Source organism: Ancylobacter oerskovii (assembly GCF_018390555.1).
In the GTDB taxonomy this organism is placed as follows: domain Bacteria; phylum Pseudomonadota; class Alphaproteobacteria; order Rhizobiales; family Xanthobacteraceae; genus Ancylobacter; species Ancylobacter oerskovii.
In genome coordinates, this window is the sequence record NZ_JAHBGB010000030.1 from 19,774 (window position 1) to 39,719 (window position 19,946).

Consider the following 19,946-nt stretch of genomic DNA (forward strand, 5'->3'; position numbering starts at 1 on the left):
CTGTTGGTGCGCATCACGACTTGGTCTTGAAACCGTAGCGCTGTGCGCGCTCGAGAGCGTCCGTCAGACGCGGGCGGTAATCATTGTAGTTCTCGTCGCCGACCCAGCCGTCGACGAGACCATTGAAGCCGATCACCCGCTGCTTGCCCTGATAGGGAACGAGCACCACTTCCTTCTCGTCACCCGGCTCGAAGCGCAGCGCCGTGGTGGCGGGAATATTAAGCCGCTTGCCGAACGCCTGTGCACGGTCGAATTCGAGCGAGGCGTTCACCTCGAAGAAGTGGAAATGCGATCCGACCTGGATCGGGCGATCGCCGGTGTTTCGGACTTTCAGGGTGGTGGTTGGATAACCCGCATTAATCTCAATATCGCCCTTGCCGAGCACGAGGCCGCCGACGGGGGTCTTAGCCTGGTCATTGCTCATGTGAAGCTGCTCCGCCGCCGCTACTTGATGGGATCGTGGACCGTGACTAGGCGACTACCGTCGGTGAACACGGCTTCCACCTGCACATAAGGGATCATTTCGGCGACACCTTCCATAACGTCGTCGCGGGTGATCGCCTTGCTGGCCAACTCCATGACCTCCTCGACGGTCTTGCCGGCGCGCGCCCCATCGAGTGCCGCGACGGAGATGAGAGAGACCGTCTCAGGATGATTGAGCTTCAGTCCCTGATCCTTCCGCTTCTGCGCCACCTGGGCAAGCGTGTAGATCAGGAGCTTGTCGATTTCTCGCGGGGTAAAATGCATGGGCGAATTCCTCGACGAACACGGTCTTCCGACCATGTCCTGATGACAGGCCGGATCGATCTGCGGGATCGTGTCTTGTGATAACAGCGACCCCTACGACGACACCAGCATTAACTGGCGACGCCGATAAATTATCAAGATAGAAGATAAATAGCCGGCATTTACGGCAGGGTGGGCAATAGATTTCGACTGAGGAGAGGGGTGTTGATCCCTTGTCAGATGCCGGTTTCCGCTGGAGAGGCTATTCCGAGCCAAGATGGACGTGGCGGTGGCGATGCACATGCGCGTGTTCATGGATTTCTGCCGCCACCAGGCGTCCATGCCGCACCAACATTGCGCGTGTCGCCAGCTCCGCGACGAACGCGTCGTCATGCGAGACGAGGAGCAGCGCGCCCTCATATTCGTGGAGCGCTTGCCGCAGCCGCTGCCCGTTCTCGGCATCGACGCCATTGGTGGGCTCGTCGAGCATCAGCACGTCCGGCTTCATGGCGAGCAGCCCCGCCAGGCAGACCAGCCGCTTCTCACCTCCCGAAAGCCGATGATTGATCCGTTCGGCGAGCAGGGCGATTCCGAGGCGTTCGAGCGCGGACATCGCCTGGCCGCGGGCCTCTTCCTCGCTGCAACCGAGATTGAGCGGACCGAAGGCGACATCCTCGAGCACGGTCGGGCAGAACAACTGGTCGTCGCTGTCCTGGAACAGAAAGCCGATGCGTGGACGAATCTTGCGGAAGTCGCGCTCGGTCGTGCACGCCTCGCCGAACAGGCGGATGCGGCCGGCACCGATGGGCTCCAACCCGATGATGCTGCGCAGCAGGGTTGTTTTGCCGGCGCCGTTCGGTCCGATCAGGGCGAGGCGCTCGCCATGCGACAGCGTGAGATCGACGCCGGTCAGCACGGTCTTTCCGGCGCGGGTGACGGTGAGGTCGATGAGATCGATGAGCGTGTTCATAACCGGTCGATCACCAAAGCCAGGAAAGCCGCGCCCGAAACCAGCGCGAAGGCGACCCAGTCGCGTTGTCGCGGCGAGGCAAGCGACGAATAGGGATAATGCCCGGCATAGCCGCGGCAAAGCATGGCCTCCTCGACACGGGAGGCGCGTTCGAGCGCCCGCACGAGGATCATCCCGAGCAGATTGCCGTAGCTGTTCCAGGTGTGCCGGTTGGAGCGGGGATGGAAGCCGCGCGCGCGCATCGCCTCGCCCAGGCGGCGCGCCTCTTCGCGAAGGAGGGTGGCGTAGCGGGCTGTCGTCACGAACAGGCGGCAGAGCCGCTCCGGCACGCCCAGGGCACGCAGCGCCGCACCGAGCCGTTCCGGCTCGAGGTCGCCGAGAAGCACCAGCAGTACCAGCACCGAAGCCGATACTTTGAGCGCGATGAGCCCGGCGCGCCAGAGGCCGGTGCCGCTCACGCTCAGCGGTCCGATGGTGGCGATGCTCGGGCCCGCCACGGTAAAGGGCAGGGTCGCGAACAGGAGCAGCAGGAAGCCCTCGACATGTAGCAACCGGCGCCAAAGCCGCGGATCGGGTCGATTGAGCAGCGCGACGAGAGCCGCGACGACGAGGGCGGCGGCGGCGACCGGCAGTGTCTGCAACAGCGAAATGGCCGCGACGGCGACGACCGCCGCCACGAGGCGCAGCCGGGGATCGCCGGGCGCGGTCAGCGACGCCCCCGCCGCGCCCAGAGGCCGATGCCGGCAAGCCCGATGATCAGAAACACGCCGGACATCGCGTCCGTGTAGCGCAAGCGGGAATCCATGACCTCCATGCGCTCCATCAGCGGCTCGATCTCTTTCTGCACGGCGACGGAGACCAGCGCCGCCAGCCGGGCGTCGTCGCCCGCCGGGACGAGCGGGGCGCCGGCCGGCGCGGCTGCCGTAGGCGGCGCAGCGGCCGCTCCGGTCGTGAAACGCTCCGCCGACAGCGTCGCGGACGCAATGTGCGCCTCCTGCGTGTCGACCGTGACGGTCACATCCGTCTCCACGGCGGGTGGAAGATCGAAGGCGAAGCGGCCTTCGGCATCCGTCCGGCCGGAGGCGAGGACGGTGCCGGCGGGATTCTTCGCCACCCATGGGCTGCCGTCCGGCCGCCCGCCGCCGATGAAGAAGGCATAGCCGCGGACGGAGGCGCCCTCGACGGTGGCGAACACCTTCAGCTTGTGTGCCGCCGCCGGCGACACGGCCGCGAGTACGATCAGCAGCGCGACGGACAGCCGCCTCATGGCGCCACCGGTCGCAACGCGTCCGGTTGCACGCGGGCGAGGAACGCCACGATCGTCGCGGTGACGAACCCCTCCCCGATCATCAGCGGCACATAGGTCGCGACCAGCACGGTGGCGACGGGCGTGTAATCCGAGGAGGAGAGGGCAAGCGACAGCGCCACGAGCAGGCCGGTCCCGGCGACGGAAAGCACGCCGACGAGGCCGGCCAGGGCTGCGCGGGTCGTGGCGTGACCGGCCTTGCGTAGCGCCGGTCCGAGCAGCAGGGCGGACAGCACCCCCGGCAGGGCGATGTTGACGGTGTTGACGCCGAGGGTCGTCAACCCGCCGAAGCCGAACAACAGCGCCTGCAGCAGCAGCACGACCAGCACCGCCGGAAAGGCGGCGACGCCGAGCATGATGCCCATCAGCCCGCTCATCAGCACATGCACGCTGGACGGCCCCACGGGAATGGAGACCAGCGAGGCGACGAAAACCGCCGCGGCGAGGAGGCCGGCCCGTGGAATGAGGCGATCGTCCAGGCGGCGCAGACCCAGCCCGACTCCCGCGGCGGCGATGGCGGCGCCAGAGATCAGTACCGGCACGGACAGGATGCCGTCGGGAATGTGGGCCATGCGGGTCGCTCAGCGCGCGGTGGGCATGTCGGTCGCCTTCACCCAGATGAGGCCGCCCTCCTCGATCGGGACATCCTTGCCGTCCGGTGACTTTCCCGGCTCATCGCCTTCGACCAGCGCGGCGAAGCCCCACCAGCCGCCACGCGGCATGGCATAGGAAAACGTCCCGTTCGCATCGGCCTTGATCACCTGCGTGATGAAGGCATCGTTCGGGGCTTTCACCGTGCCGTCATTGACGAACTCGACTTCGACCTCGGCGAAGGGCACCGGCTTGCCCTGCTTCAGGACGAGGCCGGAGAAGAGGTTTCCGGTCCACAGCCCGGTCGGCCGGGTGAGCGGACGGATCTCGACCGGCAGTCCTACCAGCTCGTCCCACCCTTCGCCGGAGGCGAATCCGTCGACCAGCACCTTGGCGTAGTGAATGATCAGCTTGTTTTCGGCGGGCTCGAAATAGGATTGCGGCTCGACATAGAAGATCGCGGCGCCCGGTTCGTTTACATCATGCGTGAGGGTCCAGCCGGCGGATCCGCCAGCGGGCTTCTCGGCAAGCGCGGCCGAAAGATCGGTCTGCCGGCCGGCCGAGAGCACGCCCACCCGCACCGGCCGCTTCATCTCCATCACCGGACCACCCTCGAAGGGGTGCGTGAACGTCATGTCGATCGTTACCTTGCCGCCTTCGGGAACGACGTCGGCGGAAGGAATGATCTCCTGGAAATGGGCGAGCGCCGGCGCGGCACCGAGCATCAGGCACGCGGCGCACCGGCCGAATATGGCAAGAAGATCCTTCACGGCGCCTCTCTGTATGAAATTCTGTGTAATAGATCATACCCACATGCCGCCAAGGCGGGCAAGCCAGCGGCCCCGGGTTTCGTTGTACGGCGTCCGATGTCGGCCTATCGTGCGGCAAGGATAGGAGCGGCCGCGCATGCATCGGACCACCATCGTCATCGACGACGATCTCGCCGCGGCGCTCGACGCCTATATGGAGAGCACCGGTGCGGCCAATCGTTCGGAGGCGATCCGCGATCTGGTACGCCGTGGCCTGTCCGCCCGACGCGAGGCTCCAGCCGACGCGCATTGCGTCGGCGTCGTCAGCTGCGTCATCGACCAGTCCGTCCGCAACCTCGCGGCCCGTGTCCCACGGGGGCGCCTCGACCGGCATGACGAGACGGTCGCCGTGCTTTCGGCCCCGCTCGACCACACCACCTCCATCGACGTGATGCTGATGCGCGGACATGTCGGCGAGGTCTCGGCCTATGCCGAGGCGCTGTTCGCCGAGCGTGGCATCCTGCACGGCGCCCTCAGCCTCGTTCCGGTGGCCGAGGAGCGCTCGTCGCATGCGCATCCGCAAGGCTCGACCCATGAGCACAGCCATCTGAAGGTTCTGAACGGATTCTGAGCCGGGCCATCCTTCACACGCAGGCGACAGCGGGAGCCGGCGCAATATGCCCTGGCCTGTGGGGTCGAAATCCCGCCTTCATCTGCGGTGTTTCCAGCGTTCTTATGCGCGTTGCCGATATATGTAGGTTCCCCGCCGGTAAGGCTGGCCATCGATGTGACCTGTGATGCATAACGCCCAAGAACGAGGGAAATGGACAGATTGGGTGGGTGATGCAGGAACAGGGCAACCTCATCGATACGGATGAATTGCGTGCGTTCGATGCCGTGGCGACGAAGCGCAGTTTCAGCCTCGCCGCCGCCGAGCTCGGATCGGCGCAGTCCACGGTGAGCCAGCGAATCGCCCGGCTCGAGAAGCGTCTCAACCGCAGGCTCGTGCACCGCACCACGCGGCAGGTGAGCCTCACCCCCGACGGCGAGGCTATGCTGATCTATGCGCGGTCGATCCTCGCATTGTCCGAGGAAGCGCGCCTACGTCTCGCCCGCCCCGGATTGAAGGGCGTGCTCAAGGTTGGCATCGAGGATGAGTTCGTACGGACGCGCCTGCCGGAAGTCCTCGGCATCTTCCGCGCACAGTTCCCTGATTTCGGCTTGAAGTTCATTACCGGCCGCAACGAGCATCTCCGCGATGTTCTGCGCTCGCACGAAGTCGATGTCATTTTGGGCAAGAGCCATAACGGAAAGGAAGCCGCAACGCTGTGGGAGGAACAGCTGATCTGGGTGGGGCATCGATCGCTCCAGCTGAGGCCTTCCGATCCCGTGCCGCTGGTTTCCTACCTGAAGCCGAGCCTCACCCGCGATCTCACAGAGCGGGCGCTTCTGACGAGCCGCCGCCCATGGATCGACGTTGCGGAGTGCAGCAATCTGTTGGGCGTGATCGCCGCCGCACGATCGGGCCTCGGCGTCATGGCCATTGGAAAGAGCTTCAAGAAGACGGTGCTCGAAGAAGTTCCCGAAGATGCTGGCCTGCCGCCGCTCGGCAAGCTCACTTACGTCGTCGAGAGCAACGGAGCGTCTCTCGATTCAGCGGCTGGCGCGTTCCGTGCGGTCCTGAGCGAGGTGGCAAAGCGATCGACAGGCTAAGCTCGCCTTCCCTGAGCGAAAGTGCGTGTCTCCGGTTGCCGACTTCAGGCGCTGGCTTTTAGGGTACCGTATCGCGAGTGGTCATCGCTCCCACCACGAAGGCGAGATTGGCGGCGCCGATCAGCGCGGCGGCATGGGCGTCGGCCTGCGCCTGCCTCGCGTCGAGCAGCCCGGAATCGGCGGCGGTCGCCGCCGTAACCGTACCGACGCCGTTGCGATAAGCCTCCAGAGCGGCGTCATAGGTGATGGCGGCGGCCGAGGCGAGCGCGGTGGCCGCCCGATAGGATTCGAGCGCGGTGCGCAGCGCGTTGTTGGCCGCGACGATCTCGGTGACGGTCAGCGTCTGCGTACGCTGGAAGGTGCTCTCCGCCGCCGCCGCCCGCGATTGCGCCTGCTTGAGCTGGGCGGCGCGCAGGCCGGCGTCGTAGAGCGGCACGGTGGCGCCGATCAGCACGCCCGAGCCGGTCGCCTGCTGGCCGATGGTCGGCAGGCCGTTGGCGTTGAAGTTTCCCTGGCCGGTGGCGACCGCGCCCGAGATGAACACCTTGGGCAGGTACTCGGCTTCCGCGGCCTTGATGCCGGCCCGGCTGGCCTGCATCGCCGAATAGCTGGCGACGACATCCGGCCGCTGCGACAAAGCGAGCTTGATCATCTGGTCGAGCGGCACATTGCCGGCATCCGGCAGGCGGCGCTTTCCATCGTCACCGACATGGATGCGCAGCGTGGCATTGACACCCATCGCGGCGATCAGCGCCTGATAGGCGTCGCGCTCCTTCCCCTCCGCCTGCACGCGCCGGAGCTCCGACTGGGCGACCTGCTGGCGTGCCTGCGCCACCTCCACCATGGTAGCAAGGCCATGACCGAGACGATCCTCGGCGGCGCTGCGAATGGCGAGGCTGTTGCGCAGCGTGTCGCGGGCAATGCGCGTGTTCGTCACCGCCGCGCCATAGCTGTAATAGCTGCGGGTGACGTCGAAGATCAGCTTCTGGTGCTCGCCATTGAACAGCACGTTGGCGGCGACAGCCCCCTGCTTGGCGGCATCGGCGACGGCGGCGCGCTGGCCGAAATCGAACACCAGCCATTGCAGCGCGACGGCGGAGGACACGCCTTCCGCCGTGGTCTCGAAATAGCGTTGGGTGCCGACGGGGATCGGCAGCGGCTGCTCGACGCTCTGCCGGCCGCCGATGACGCTAGCGGTGATCAGCGGCAGATAGGTCGCCTCGACCATGCCGACCGCCAGCGCCGCCTCGCGCGCTCGCTCCCACGCGGAGCGCGTCGACGGGTTGTTGCGCTGGGCGATGTCGATGAGCTCCGGCAGCCGGTAGGTGCGCTTCGCATCGAGCTCCGGCGCGGAGGGCAGCACGGCCAGCGCGGGATTGGCGGGCACGCGGAAATCCGGCGCGCCGGTTGCCGTCGCCGGAGGCGGCGTCGCGGGCTCGCCCTGCGCGCTCCACACGCCGTCCTCCTTGCCGTTCGGCGCCCATGGCGTGTCGGCGCTGCGCGACGCCATATGCGCGGCGTTCGGCGCGCAGGCGGCAAGCCCCAGCAAGGCGCCGATCAGCAGCAGGCGCCTCATGTCGCCACCGTCGCGTCGAGACGGGCGAGCGACTCCTCCACCGAAGCGGCCGGGACGCGGGCGAGATAGACATCGCGGACGAGCTGGCCGATCTCCGCCGTCGTCGCGCGCAGCACGGCCTCGACTTCAGGCGCGGCGCGGATGGCCGGCGGCTCGAAGGGGACGAGGGCCACCAGCTCGGCCGCCTTGCCGATCTCGCTGCCGACCAGGGCGGCATCCTGCACGGCATGCGGGCGCAGCTCCGGGGCGAGAGTGGCGATGCGGCTCACGCCGGCAAGCGCGGCCTTGAGATGCGCCCGCACCGCGCTCTCGATCGGCACCGGCCAGAGATGGGTGAAGATGAGGTAGATGACGACATTGCCGAGCAGGATGCCGACCACCCGGTCCCAGGCGGTATCGAGCGAGGTGGCCGGCCCGAAGCCCTGGAGCACGGTGAGCAGGAAGGCGAGCGCGACCTGCACCCCGCCATAGGCGATGCGCTCCGGTCCTGTCGAGACCCAGGCGCCGACCAGCACGCCGGCGAATACCAGCACCATCAGCCCGCCGACGGTCTCCAGCTGCGGCATGACGAACAGGATCGCCGCCATGCCCATCGCGGCGCCGATGAGGCAGCCGAAGATGCGCAGGCCGAGCTTGTGCACGGTCTCCCCGGTGGTGCCGAGCGCGGCGACGTAGCAGGTGATCATCGCCGTGTGGATGCCCGACCAGTCGAGCCCGGTATAGATGAGATAGCAGATCACCGCGGCGGCGGTGGTCTTCAGCGCGAAGCGCTGATAGGCGGGATTGGAGAGGGCGTCCGGGAAGAGGAACGGCGCCTTCGGAGCCGCGACGACTTCGCCCTCCGGGGCACCGGCGATGATCGCCAGCGCGGCGAAGATCTCGCTTTCGGCGGCGCCGGCCGCGATATCCGGGGCCGGCGGCATGGGCGGCTGCTCGCCGGCGTCGAGCGCGGCAATCGCCGCGTGCAGCGCGGCCAGAATGTCCGTCCGGCTTGCCGGATCGAGGTCGTCCGGCAGGCCGGAAGCCGCCAGCATCAGCCGGTAGGACGCCCGCACGTCGCGGGCGATCTGCGCGGCGTTGCGGCGCCGCACGAGATTCAGCAGCCGGACGAAGCCGGCCTGCTTCTCCAGGGCCGCATTGTCGGCGCGCAGCAGCTCGGCCAGCGCCTCATGGCGCGCCGGGGCGCCGCTGGCGATGGCGTCGGCGCAGGCCTCCAGCCGCTCGCGCAGCGTGGCGCGCAGCAGGCGCACCGGCGACAGGCCGAGCACGAGGTTGAACGCGATCATCCACGCCATCGGCATCATCGCCATATAGGCGGCGTAGCGCAGCCCGAAGGTCACGGCGTCGGCGACCGGCGCCATGTTCACCAACGTCAGCAGGAAGGCGAACACCAGCCCGATCACCCCGCCGATCTCGCCGAGCTGGCTCGCCGCGCCGATGAACAGGAAGATGAAGGACACCAGCGCGATGGCGAGCAACCGCAGCAGCGGGGTCTCCACCGTCGCATTGATGATCGGGATCAGGGCGAGCACGACCAGCGCCACCAGCAAGATGAGGCCGATGGCGGTGCCGATGTTCTGCACCGCGTCGGGCTTCATCAGGAAGATGATCAGGTAGCAGCTGATCGCCGCTTCCGGCGTCTGGAACAGCATCGCCGTGGCGGAGACCAGCGCGCACAGAAGCGCGATGCGCCAGGTCAGCGCCGCGCGGCCGGGAAACGGCGCCAGGTCGGCGACGGCCTGCGAGAGCAGCGAGCGCGGTGCCGGCGGCCGATCCGGCGCATCGGAGGCGCCTGCCATCGCCATCAGCAGCGCTCGCCGCGGTGCACGATGGCGACCGCCGAAGCGCCGATGCGCATGAGGTTCTCCGGCGGGTCGATCAGCCGGATCCGCACCGGAAAGCGCTGCTGGATGCGTACCCAGTTCAGCGATTTCGGCACATAGGGGAGTGCGCGCGGCAGGTTGAGGACGTCCTCGGAAATGACGCCCCAGCTGACGCCCTGCACCGTGCCGGCGATGGCGACCGAGCGGTCGGCCAATGCATAGACGCGGGCGCAATCGCCGACCGCGATGGCCGGCAGCTCGGTCTCGCGGAACGAGGCCGAGGCATACCAGTTGCTGGTGTCGATCAGCGTAAAGACCGACTGGCCGGGAGCGACGATCTGTCCGGTCGCGGTGGTGAGCCCGACCACGCGCCCGTCATGCGGCGCGCGCACCTCGGTATTGGCGAGGCTGCGTTCGGCGATGGCCAGCGCGGCGAGCCGTGCCTCTACCAGCGCCTCGGAGGCGTCGAGCGTGCTGACGAGGCTGTCGGCCGCCTCGGCCTGTTTCACCGCCTGCGCGAGGCTGGTGCGGGCATCGTCACGCGCTGTGCGGGCATCGTCGACCTGCTGCGCGGTGACGTAGCCCTTCGGCAGCAGCGGCGTCAGCCGGGCCAATGTCTGCTCGGCCAGCGCCAGATTGGTGCGGGCGCGGGTGATCTGCTCGCCAGCGATGGCGGCGTTGGACTGCTCTGCCGCGATGGTGCGGCGCTGTCCATCGCGGGTCGCCTCGGCGATCTTCAGATCGGCGCGCGCCTGATCGGCAGCGAGACGGTAGGGCTCGGGGTCGACGGTGAACAGCAGGTCGCCTTTCGCCACCTTCTGGTTTTCGGCGACCGCCAGCGTGACGATGCGCCCCGGAACGGTCGAGGCGATGTTGACCACGTTGGCGGTCAGAACGGCATCCTCCGACAAGGGACGGTCTTCCGCCATGTCGAGATAGCGCCAGCCGGCGCCGACGGCGCCGACGATGATCAGCGCGGCGATGCTCGACCCGAACAGGCTGCGGCGATGGGAATAGGCGGAGGCTGCCATCGCTCAGCGCCCGTACACGGTAAGGGCGAGCAGGAAACCGATGGCGGCAGCGAGGCTCGCATAGACGGCGAGCCGCCAGGGCAGCACGTCGTCGAGACCGATGCGAATGAACAACCCGCGCAACACTACTGCCCCGATCACACCGGCGGCGGTGCAGACCAGCCAGAACGGGAAGTAGGCGCCGAACAACGGCACCGACGGCGCCAGCCGGGCATCGCACCCACCAAGCATCAGGGCGCCAAGCACCAGGGATACCGGCGCGATCACGCCGGCAAGACGATCCCATTCAACGCGTCGCAGCGGCATTCGTCGCGTCGGCCCCCGCCTGTACCTTTCAATGTGTTAACAGCCGCGACCGGGCAAACCAAGCCGACGGCCACGCCTTCCCACAAGCCGCCGGCGGCAGCGTGGAAGGTGTCACGCGGCGGCAACGGCCTTGAGCGTTTCGCTGGCATCGGTCGCGCCGCCATTGAGCGCCTTCAGCGGCAACACCTTCGGCACGGTGAGGGAAGTCAGCTGGCCGAGGTCGAACCTGGTGAAGTTCAGGCTCTGATAGTCGCGGATGAAGAACAGCTTGCGGTCGAGGTCCGACAGACTGGTCCAGGAGGTGAACTCGGTCGCGTAGGTGACGCCCTTCTCCGGCTCCAGGCCGGCAACCTCCATATGGCCACCCCCGGCGTTCGGATAGTCGATGCTGACACCGCGGGCGCGGTCGAAATTGTTCATCACATGCGCCAGCGTGCGCACCGCCACATCGGGCGTGGTCGCTTTTTCGGTGAAATGGGCGAAGAAGGCGGCGCGGACGAAACGCCCGACGGAGGTGTTTGAGGCCGGCAGCGCGGCGGTGGCAATGCCGGAATCCGGCTGGATCGCCTTGTAGCCGCCGAAGCTGGCCGTCGGCGCGTCGACATTGGTGAGGTGGGTATAGTTGTTGAGATTGGTGAGGTGCCAGGGGAACTCCGGTCCGTTGGTCATCACCCCGACCGGATTGTCGTAGACCGACATCTCGCCGCGGTTGAATTCGATGACCACGGCCGCGCCGGTGACGTCGTGCACCACGTAGTGGAACGGCGATTCCACGCCGCCGAGAATGGCCAGCGGCTGCAGGAGGATCGGCTGCGCGGCCAGCGCTGTCTTTACTTCGGCGACGGTGGCGAACTGCCCGAGAATCCAGCAGCCGAGATCGGAGGCCGACAGCACCGCCTGCGTGGCGGCGAGCGCTCGCTGCGTCCCGGCGGCGGCCGGATAGGACAGCAGGCTGAAGGTCAGGCCCCCTTCGTTGAGGCCTTCCAGCACCTTGAAGTCATCGATGCCGAGCGGCGCTTCGGCCGTGGGGACGCGACTCGGCATGGCGACGGTCAGCATGCCGTGGCGGGCATGGAACTCGACTGGCGGATGCCCCGGAATCTCCGAGCGTGTTGCAAAGCCAACCGGGAGCCAGACGATCTGGTAGGGCAGATCGATGGTCAGCTCCAGCGTTCGTCCGAAATAAACTTTGCCAGCGAGGTCCCTGTAGCTCAGTGAGGTACACATTATTGGTCAACTCCAACGACGGACACATTCGGTAGCGTCTAGTGTCGACCGTGGCAAGCTTTGCCCGATCGGCGCGGCAGTGTTTGGTGTGTTCGGATCACACAGTCCAAGTCAGCGTAAAAGGCCGTGTGTGGATGGCTCACAGTTGGCAAGGGTGATCTGACGTTCAGCTGAGCCTTGTCGGTGCGGCCATCCACCGCTTTGGGCGGCGATCATGTCGATCGCGAGCAAATCGGCTGGACGAGCCGGCCATCGCAGCCAGACTTCAAACCAAACGGCCTCCGGCGAACCCGGGACGGTTCAATAAGCCGTTTGCAACCGAGGTTCCGCTTCGGCACTTATTTACAGACATCGGACGGCTTGCGTCACAAGTTCGGCTAGGCGAGACCGTGACCGGGCGCAGGCACCACATGACCCTTGCGGGGGTGACGAACAGCGCGGCCGCGATCTCTTCGTCGGCATGTCCTTCGTTCAAAAAGATTCTTTTGGCGTCTCGTTTCGAGTTGTCATCGAAACATCAATAAACGGGCCTTAGAGCATACAGGGGAGGGTGCCACCATCCGTCCTGCCGACCGATGCCACCCTGCGCCAGAGGCAAGCCCGAAATGCCGTTCCTCGCCTCGTTCCAGATCGCCGAGCTTTCCTCGACGCTGATCAGCCTAGTCGTCGCCTTCGTGCTCGGCACCCTGATCGGCGCGGAACGGCAATATCGCCAGCGCATGGCGGGCCTTCGCACCAATGTGCTGGTGGCGATCGGTGCCTGCCAATTCATCGATCTCGCCATGCATCTGAGCGGCCCGGAAGGCGCGGTCCGTGTCATCGCCTATGTGGTATCGGGCATCGGCTTTCTCGGTGCCGGCGTCATCATGAAGGATGGCGCCAATATCAGCGGACTCAATACCGCCGCAACGCTGTGGTGCTCGGCGGCGGTGGGCGCCTGCGCGGGCGCTGACCTTGTCGCCCAGGCAGTGCTGCTCACGGTGTTCGTTCTGGCCGGCAATACGCTGCTGCGTCCGCTGGTGCGGATTATGGAGCGCCTGCCTCAGGGCGAGGAGAGCGAGGCGAGCTATCAGGTGATCGTCATCGGGCAGCTAGCGAAGACCGCGCATTTGCAGGCGCAGCTTTACGCCGAACTTGAGAAGGCATCATTCCCCGTCGCCGCTATCGATGACCAGCTGCGGCCGCACGACATGGTGCAGATCACCGCCCAGCTGGTTTCAACCGTCGTCTCAGCCAAGGAGCTGGATGCCCTGGTCGCCGATCTGCGCCGCCTACCCGAGATTTTCTCGGCGCATTGGGCGCGGAGCGGCGCCGACTGAGGGTGCTTGCGCTCAACTATGTCGCGGGCCGCGGCTGCCATTCGCTCCGGAGAGCGTGATGAGAATGACGGTGCCCTGGATATCGCACTTTCCCGGGATGTGAATGCGGAACTCGATGCGGTATTTCACCTTGATGCTCCGGCTGGAACCCGGCAGCCGCTGGAAATAATGAGCCGTCTGGGCGTTTTAACTGTCACTCTGAAGAAGTAGCCGGACCAGAAGATCGGCCATCTCGGTGCCCGGCGAGCCCGGGTCGGCAACGATATTCATGTGGTTCGATTGGGCAGCGGCCGGCACGAGACTTGACCTGGTCGGGACAGTCCGCTCCGCGGGACGCGACCCACCTGCAGATCACCCGCGCCAATAAAGCTATTGAGACAGCCGACAGGCGATCGATGGCCAGGGAAGGCGACGCGCCTTGTCGGTGCCTGTGGGCGATCCCGTATTGACTCGCCCAGAAAAGCAATCGGACGCAAGATCTACGATCCCAGCGCCGCGATGACGACCTTGGCGACGGCCGCACTGGAGGCCGGATTTTGGCCGGTGATCAAGTTGCCGTCCTCGACGACAAAAACGCCCCAGTTCGGCCCCTGATCGAATACCGCACCGCGCTCGCGCAGGCTGCGGGCGAGGAGCCAGGGCGCATTCTCGGCCGTGCCGAACGCGATCTCCTCCTCATCGGTGAAAGCGGTCATGCGGCGGCCCGCGAACGGCCAGCGACCATCGTCATCGGCCGCGAGAAGGGCGGCGGGGCCATGGCACACCGAACCGATCAGCTTGCCTGCGCGGTCTGCTTCCACCAGGACCCGCCCCATGTCGGCATCCTTCCACAGATCCTCGACCGGACCGTGGCCGCCGGGAATGACGATGGCGTCATAGGTCAGCGGATCGATGTCGGCGAGGACGAGAGGCGATGTCAGGCGGCCGGCGTTCAGGTCGAGGTAGCTCCGGTAGCGACGCGCGGCGTCCTCGCCAATCAGATCAGGCGAACGGCTAAGAGCGTCGATGGTCGGCGCTATGCCGCCGGGCGTCGCCAGATCCACCCGGAAGCCCGCCCGATGGAAGGCCTCGTCAATGACGATGAACTCCTCGGCCCAGACACCGGTCTCGTAGAGCGAGCCGTCCGCGCGGGTCCGGTGATCGGCGGCGGACAGGACGATGAGGATGGACTTCATGGTTATGCCTCCTTGAAGGGCGGACGCCCGACGCCCCGCCCATTTTTCGGGAAGCGAGAGATCAGATGTTTTGGCCGCCCGAGACCTCGATGCGCTGGGCGGTGATCCAGCGGTTGTCGGGGCCGAGCAAACTGGCGACCGCCGGACCGATATCGTCGGGGAGGCCCACCCGACCCAGCGCGATCATCGCGGCAAAGGCGTCGTTATAGGCCGGGGTGTCCCGCACCGCGCCGCCGAGGAAGTCGGTGGCGATGGCTCCCGGCGCGACGACGTTTGCCGTGATGCCCCGGCCGCCCAGTTCCTTCGCCATGTAGAGCGTCATGATCTCGACAGCGCCCTTGGCGGCCGAATAGGCCGAGAAGCCCGGGTAGGAGACCCGCGTGAGGCCGCTCGAGAAGTTCACGATCCGCCCGCCATCGGCCAGCATCGGTAGCAGCGCCTGGGTCAGGAAGTAGACGCCCTTTACGTGCACATTGAAGAGGAGGTCGAACTGCGCCTCGGTCGTCTCGGCGAAGCCGGCCATCTCGCCGTGTCCGGCGTTGTTGACCAGATGGTCGAAGCGGTCGCGGCCCAGAGCGGTCAGCGCGTCGCACACCTGCTCTGCGAAGGCGCCAAAGCCCGAGACGTCGCCGGTGTCGAGCTGGAGGGCGACGGCGCGGCGGCCCATGGCTTCGATCTCGCCGACCACCGCTTGCGCCTCGTCGGCGCGGCTGCGGTAGGTCAGGATCACGTCGCCGCCATGGCGGGCGATGCTGAGCGCGGTGTTGCGGCCGAGGCCACGGCTGCCGCCGGTGACGATGGAGAGGGTGGTCATTGTCTTCGTCCTTTGAGAGTGAGGGTCAGCCAAGCTTGGTGTTGCGGGGCGCGGCCTCGCCGTGCTCGCGATCGAGGCGCAGCAGGGCTGCGCTGGACACGCTCTCGATGAAGAGGGCCAGGGTCGCGGCGAGAAGGGCGGCGAGGCCCAGTCCGGCCGAGACCAACATTCCGGTGATCAGCAGGTCCGCCGGGCCGTCGCGGCTGCGGAGCATCAGCGCGCCGGCCAGGCCGAGCACGGTGGTGCCGGCAAAGAGGGCGACGGCGGCATTGAGCAGCCCCAGGCAGTTCAGCTGCAGCCAAACGCGCCGGCGGATCAGATGAAGCGCCTCGGCGGGGTCGACGTAGCGGCTTGCGAGGCTCTGCCGATCCGTCTCGAGCGCCGCGCGGGTTTCGCGCCAGTGGCTGATGGCGAGGTTGTAGCGCGTCGTGGCGCCGTTCTGGAGGATGGCGCTGGCGTTGGTCAGGATGGCCGGCCCGGCGATGAAAGACAGGGAGGCGAAGGGATCTTCGAGCATGTCGCATCTCCAGGGTTCGAGGAGCGCGCCGGATCAGGCCGCGAGGCTCAGATGCTTGGTGCGCTGGTAGGGCTTGAGGATCTCGGGGCCGCCCTCGGTCTCCATGCCGCTCTCCTTCCAGCCGCCGAGGGCGGCTTCCGGATGGTGGGTGATGGGACCGTTGACGCCGACGACGCCGTATTCGAGCGCGTCGATCAGGCGGCGCTGGCGCCCCGGATCACGGGTGACGACGTAGGACGCCAGTCCGAACTCCGGACGATTGGCGCGACGCAGCATCTCCGCCTCGTCCGTGAAGGAGAGCATCGGGGCGATCGGGCCGAAGGGCTCCTCGTTCAGGACCGCGGCGTCTTCAGGCACGTCGTCCAGCACGGTCGGCGCGTAGAAATAGCCTTCGTTGCGAAGCTTGCGGCCGCCGGCCAGGACCCTCGCGCCGCGCGTGCGGGCGTCCTCGACCATGGCTTCCACGGCACTGAGGCGGCGGGCATTGGCGAGCGGCCCCATCTCAATGCCCGGATCCTGACCGGGACCAACCCGCAGCGCTTCCGCGCGGTCGATGAAGCGGGCGACGAAGCGGTCGCGGATCGAGGCCTCGACGAAGAAGCGCGACGGGCTGAGGCAGAACTGGCCGGCATTGTGGAACTTGGCGGTCGCCAGCATGTCGGCGGCCCAGATCGGGTCGACGTCGCCGCAGACAATGACGGGCGCGTGGCCGCCAAGCTCCATGCCGACGGTCTTGATGCGGGCGCCGGCCGCGGCGGCGAGGCGCTTGCCGATCGGAATCGAGCCGGTGAAGGACAGCTTGGCGACTTCCGGCGCGGCGACGAGATGATCGGAGATCAACTCCGGCTCGCCGAAGATGACGGACATCGCCGCAGGCGGCAGGCCCGCCTCCAGCAGGGTGCGCGCCAGGGTCAGCACGGGTCCCGGCGTTTCCTGCGAGGGCTTGCAGATCACCGAGCAGCCAGCTCCCAGGGCGCCCGCGAACTTCTTGGCGGCCAGCGCCATGGGGAAATTCCACGGCGTGAAGGCGGCCACGACGCCGACCGGATGCGCCTGCACCTCGGTGCGGCTGCCGGGAGTGCGCCCCGCGATGGAGTAATCGGCGATCCGCCGGCCCTCTTCGCCGCCCCATTCGAGAAAGTCCGCGGAGCGCTGGACCTCGAGCCGAGCCTGGGCCAGAGGCTTGCCCTGCTCCCGCGTAATGGTGCGGGCCGCGACCTCCATATCCGCGCGCAGCATGTCTGCCGCGCGTTTGAGGACGCGGCCGCGTTCCCAAGGCGGGGTGGCCGACCAGGCACGCAAACCCCGGGCGGCGACGCCGACGGCCTGCGTCAGGTCATGAACGGTGGCGTGGGCGACGGTTCCGATCACCCCGCCGGTCGACGGGTCCACGACTTCGGACGACTGTGCCGCCGAGCCCGGGCGCTCGACGCCGTCGATCAGGAGACGGAACTCGTGAGACATGGGTCGGCTCCTCGCGCCATGCGGCGCGCCATGCCCGGCGGGTTTCGCCGGAGGTGAGGGTGGGTTGCCGGAAGATCGCCGGTCGGTAGGCGACTCTGGCCCGCGCCATCCGCCGCAAGGCTCGGTGGCGCTGGGTTGACCCTCATTGAATAGGCCGAGCGGTTGCGCGTGAGAACGACTTCGTTTATCTCTCAGCCATAGCTTAAAGGCATGGCTGATGGAGTTGAGGCATCTCCGCTACTTCGTCGCGATAGCCGAGGAAGGCAGCCTGACCGTCGCGGCGGAGAAGCGCCTGCACACGGCGCAACCTTCGTTGAGCCGCCAGCTGCGCGATCTGGAACACGAGGTGGGCGCGCAACTGCTGGAGCGCGGCGCACGGGGCGTCAGCTTGACACCGGCGGGGCGGGCTTTCCTGGAGCACGCCCGTCTGGCGCTCAAATCAGCGGCGGAGGCGGTAGGCGCGGCTCGGCGGGCCGCGCGGCCGCCGAAGCCGAGCTTTTCGGTCGGCTTCCTTACGGGGCAGGAAGTGGAATGGCTGCGCCATGTCAGCTACGTGCTGCGCGACCAACTGAAAGACATCGATTTTCGGGTCTCGAGCGACTTCTCCGTCGAGATCGGCGCGGCGCTGCAGCGCGGCGACATCGACCTCGGCTTCTGCCGGATCGAGCCTCAACCCGACGTGACCTACCGGGTCATCGCTTCCGAACCGATACGGGTCGTGCTGCCCCGCGACCACCCGCTGACCGCCTGCTCGGCCATCGACGTGCGGGACATCCGGCCCGACTCCTTCATCGGCTACACCGACTCGCCGCATGTGTTGCGGAGCATTGTCGACCGCTATCTGGCCGATCGCGGCGTAGCGATGGCGCCGACGAGCTTCCTCGATGGCATCGCGACCGGGATTTCGCTGGTGGCGTCGACCGGCGGGGTGACCCTCCTGCCGGCCTATGTCCAGCCGCTCCTGCCCCGGCCTGTCGTCAGCCGCCCGCTGGTGGGCAATCCGCCCACGATCGACATCGCGGCGGGCTATCGCGCGGACAACCCCTCACCCGTGCTCAAGCACTTCCTGGAGAACATCGACCGTCTGGTCACGTCACGCGAAAGCGGTATGGGCACTTTGCCCAAAGCCGAATAACTCCCGGTCCAGGCGCCAGTTAGTATGTGAACTAATGGCGTGGGCGCTACTGATCCCTATCGGCCCTAGACGGCCTGTTCGGCGAGGTCTGCCTTGCGCCGCCTTCTCGGTCATTGCCGCGGTGACGCACGCGCTGCCCACAAGCGGACCTGCATCAAACCTCGCGCATCGGCTCCTTTGGGCCAGAAGGGGGATGGCTGAGAGTCCAATAGCGGCATGCCGTCGCGCCTCAATTTCAAACGGCTATTATGACCCCCGAGAATCTTGAAAGCGAACGCCCGGTTCAAGGCCATTGTCGGCCGAACACCGCTCGACTACCTGACCTACTGGCGCATCTATCGGCCACGAGGATGATCCGGAAGTGGGGCGCTGCCATCGCCGAGGTCTCGCGTAGCGTCGGCTACTAGTCGCTGGCAGCGTTCACCCGAGCCTTTAGAAAGAGACCGGCCAAACACCCTGTGCCTTCCGTAAGGAAACGGTACGAGAAGCGGCGTTCGCATGATCGCATACATTATCCGAAGCAGCCCGGCACTGCGTCGGCACCTGCATGACTACGTCCCTCACATGCGGTTGAAGCGTATAGCGAGTGTGTACCTAGGCGGGTGGCGAGCGGGAGGACGGAACGCTCGACCAGATCGCCGCGGCTGTGATAGGTGCCTGCACTCCACCTAAGATGCCCTCATTCTCTCGACGTTGTCCTATCCTCATTCTGCAGCGAGTATCTGCGGCAGTGCGCCGAACGCGAGCGGACCGTGCCAGAGACCGCTCGTGACTGGAACCACTGGAAGAGGCGCAAACCGCCTCACTCTGGCGAGGCATACCGTTCCAGAGAAGGCACGCGCCATCGGTTAGCAGGCCGATCCCGCTCTCCGTTGGTGTCTCCTGGTGGTATTCGGGATCTTCCATGATCACCCCACTTCGGGGGTTGGCTACGCAAGCGTGCCGCTGCTGCAGCTTCTACATACCGGCCTCCGGCGCGAGAGGTCGCGGGCACTCAGATTAAACTGTATCAATTCGTGTCAGCGGCGGCTTCTGAGCCGTCTCGCGACATCTTCCTTTACGGAGGGCATGGTTCTGCGACAGCGCGAACCTAGCCTGCGATCCCGTCGCACCGGGTTCAAAGGGAGGTTCAAGTCATGGCTCGATTGACCGTCAACGGCCGCGTCGAGGAGTTCGAGGCCGAGCCCGACACGCCACTCCTGTGGGTCCTGCGCGAGCAGCTTGGCATGACCGGCACCAAGTTCGGCTGCGGCATCGCCCAATGCGGTGCCTGCACCGTGCACATAGATGGCGTGGCGACGCGCTCCTGCGTCATGCCGGTCTCCTCCATCGAGGAAAGCCAGAAGATCGTCACCATCGAAGGACTCTCGTCCGATGGCTCCCACCCGGTGCAGAAGGCCTGGCTGGCGCTCGATGTGCCCCAATGCGGCTACTGCCAGACCGGCATGATCATGGCCGCCGCCAGCCTGCTGCCGACCAACCCGCAGCCGAGCGACGCGGACAT

General features: G+C 66.7%; 21 protein-coding genes. 5 read left to right on the forward strand and 16 right to left on the reverse strand.

What is annotated here, in order from left to right; all coding sequences use genetic code 11:
* Window positions 1-13 precede the first annotated feature (13 nt).
* The 7 genes from KHC19_RS13170 to KHC19_RS13200 form a co-directional block, all read right to left on the reverse strand.
* Entirely contained in the window at window positions 14-424 is a 411-nt protein-coding gene (locus KHC19_RS13170) for an urease subunit beta (protein ID WP_213352828.1), read from the reverse strand.
* Window positions 425-444: 20 nt separating this feature from the next.
* Window positions 445-747 (reverse strand): urease subunit gamma, encoded by a 303-nt coding sequence (locus tag KHC19_RS13175; RefSeq protein ID WP_213352829.1) that lies wholly within the window; start codon window positions 745-747, stop codon window positions 445-447.
* Window positions 748-988: 241 nt separating this feature from the next.
* Entirely contained in the window at window positions 989-1,696 is a 708-nt protein-coding gene (locus KHC19_RS13180) for an energy-coupling factor ABC transporter ATP-binding protein (protein WP_213352830.1), read from the reverse strand.
* Window positions 1,693-2,427: a cobalt ECF transporter T component CbiQ gene (gene cbiQ, locus KHC19_RS13185; RefSeq protein ID WP_213352848.1), complete on the reverse strand. Its 735-nt coding sequence runs from the start codon at window positions 2,425-2,427 to the stop codon at window positions 1,693-1,695. Before cbiQ ends, KHC19_RS13180 begins: the two co-directional genes overlap by 4 nt.
* Complete coding sequence (locus KHC19_RS13190) at window positions 2,403-2,963, reverse strand: cobalamin biosynthesis protein CbiL (protein ID WP_213352831.1); 561 nt, start codon at window positions 2,961-2,963, stop codon at window positions 2,403-2,405. Before KHC19_RS13190 ends, cbiQ begins: the two co-directional genes overlap by 25 nt.
* Window positions 2,960-3,574, reverse strand: a complete 615-nt coding sequence (cbiM, locus tag KHC19_RS13195) for a cobalt transporter CbiM (protein WP_213352832.1) — start codon at window positions 3,572-3,574, stop codon at window positions 2,960-2,962. Before cbiM ends, KHC19_RS13190 begins: the two co-directional genes overlap by 4 nt.
* Before the next feature lie 9 nt (window positions 3,575-3,583).
* Window positions 3,584-4,318, reverse strand: a complete 735-nt coding sequence (locus KHC19_RS13200; RefSeq protein ID WP_213352849.1) for a DUF4198 domain-containing protein — start codon at window positions 4,316-4,318, stop codon at window positions 3,584-3,586.
* 181 nt (window positions 4,319-4,499) lie between these two features.
* On the opposite strand from KHC19_RS13200, the gene nikR reads away from it, so the two are divergent.
* Together nikR and KHC19_RS13210 are read left to right on the forward strand one after the other, a co-directional pair.
* Complete coding sequence (gene nikR / locus KHC19_RS13205; RefSeq protein ID WP_213352833.1) at window positions 4,500-4,973, forward strand: nickel-responsive transcriptional regulator NikR; 474 nt, start codon at window positions 4,500-4,502, stop codon at window positions 4,971-4,973.
* Between the two features lie 212 nt (window positions 4,974-5,185).
* Window positions 5,186-6,055 carry a LysR family transcriptional regulator gene (locus KHC19_RS13210; RefSeq protein WP_213352834.1) on the forward strand — a complete coding sequence of 290 codons (870 nt, stop codon included), beginning with the start codon at window positions 5,186-5,188 and terminating at the stop codon, window positions 6,053-6,055.
* A gap of 58 nt (window positions 6,056-6,113) precedes the next feature.
* Here KHC19_RS13210 and KHC19_RS13215 read toward each other — a convergent pair whose 3' ends face one another.
* The 5 genes from KHC19_RS13215 to KHC19_RS13235 form a co-directional block, all read right to left on the reverse strand.
* The gene (locus tag KHC19_RS13215; RefSeq protein ID WP_213352835.1) at window positions 6,114-7,631 is read right to left on the reverse strand and encodes a TolC family protein; all 1,518 of its coding nucleotides are present in this window, start codon (window positions 7,629-7,631) and stop codon (window positions 6,114-6,116) included.
* Complete coding sequence (locus KHC19_RS13220; protein WP_213352836.1) at window positions 7,628-9,436, reverse strand: FUSC family protein; 1,809 nt, start codon at window positions 9,434-9,436, stop codon at window positions 7,628-7,630. Before KHC19_RS13220 ends, KHC19_RS13215 begins: the two co-directional genes overlap by 4 nt.
* A complete protein-coding gene (gene mdtN, locus KHC19_RS13225) occupies window positions 9,436-10,485 on the reverse strand; it encodes a multidrug transporter subunit MdtN (RefSeq protein WP_213352837.1) in 1,050 nt (349 codons plus the stop codon). Before mdtN ends, KHC19_RS13220 begins: the two co-directional genes overlap by 1 nt.
* Before the next feature lie 3 nt (window positions 10,486-10,488).
* Window positions 10,489-10,791 carry a YtcA family lipoprotein gene (locus KHC19_RS13230; RefSeq protein WP_246548846.1) on the reverse strand — a complete coding sequence of 101 codons (303 nt, stop codon included), beginning with the start codon at window positions 10,789-10,791 and terminating at the stop codon, window positions 10,489-10,491.
* 111 nt (window positions 10,792-10,902) lie between these two features.
* The gene (locus KHC19_RS13235) at window positions 10,903-12,018 is read right to left on the reverse strand and encodes a linear amide C-N hydrolase (RefSeq protein WP_213352838.1); all 1,116 of its coding nucleotides are present in this window, start codon (window positions 12,016-12,018) and stop codon (window positions 10,903-10,905) included.
* A gap of 605 nt (window positions 12,019-12,623) precedes the next feature.
* On the opposite strand from KHC19_RS13235, the gene KHC19_RS13240 reads away from it, so the two are divergent.
* Entirely contained in the window at window positions 12,624-13,337 is a 714-nt protein-coding gene (locus KHC19_RS13240; RefSeq protein ID WP_213352839.1) for an MgtC/SapB family protein, read from the forward strand.
* A gap of 479 nt (window positions 13,338-13,816) precedes the next feature.
* On the opposite strand, the gene KHC19_RS13245 is transcribed toward KHC19_RS13240, so the two are convergent.
* The 4 genes from KHC19_RS13245 to KHC19_RS13260 form a co-directional block, all read right to left on the reverse strand.
* Window positions 13,817-14,512, reverse strand: a complete 696-nt coding sequence (locus tag KHC19_RS13245; RefSeq protein WP_213352840.1) for a type 1 glutamine amidotransferase domain-containing protein — start codon at window positions 14,510-14,512, stop codon at window positions 13,817-13,819.
* Window positions 14,513-14,573: 61 nt separating this feature from the next.
* A complete protein-coding gene (locus KHC19_RS13250; protein ID WP_213352841.1) occupies window positions 14,574-15,326 on the reverse strand; it encodes an SDR family oxidoreductase in 753 nt (250 codons plus the stop codon).
* A gap of 25 nt (window positions 15,327-15,351) precedes the next feature.
* A complete protein-coding gene (locus KHC19_RS13255) occupies window positions 15,352-15,843 on the reverse strand; it encodes a hypothetical protein (RefSeq protein ID WP_213352842.1) in 492 nt (163 codons plus the stop codon).
* 33 nt (window positions 15,844-15,876) lie between these two features.
* Complete coding sequence (locus KHC19_RS13260) at window positions 15,877-17,307, reverse strand: NAD-dependent succinate-semialdehyde dehydrogenase (RefSeq protein ID WP_213352843.1); 1,431 nt, start codon at window positions 17,305-17,307, stop codon at window positions 15,877-15,879.
* Window positions 17,308-17,524: 217 nt separating this feature from the next.
* On the opposite strand from KHC19_RS13260, the gene KHC19_RS13265 reads away from it, so the two are divergent.
* Both KHC19_RS13265 and KHC19_RS13270 read left to right on the forward strand, forming a co-directional pair.
* The gene (locus KHC19_RS13265) at window positions 17,525-18,442 is read left to right on the forward strand and encodes a LysR substrate-binding domain-containing protein (protein ID WP_213352844.1); all 918 of its coding nucleotides are present in this window, start codon (window positions 17,525-17,527) and stop codon (window positions 18,440-18,442) included.
* 1,136 nt (window positions 18,443-19,578) lie between these two features.
* Window positions 19,579-19,946 (forward strand): (2Fe-2S)-binding protein (locus KHC19_RS13270; protein ID WP_213352845.1); only part of this gene is annotated, 368 nt, incomplete at its 3' end.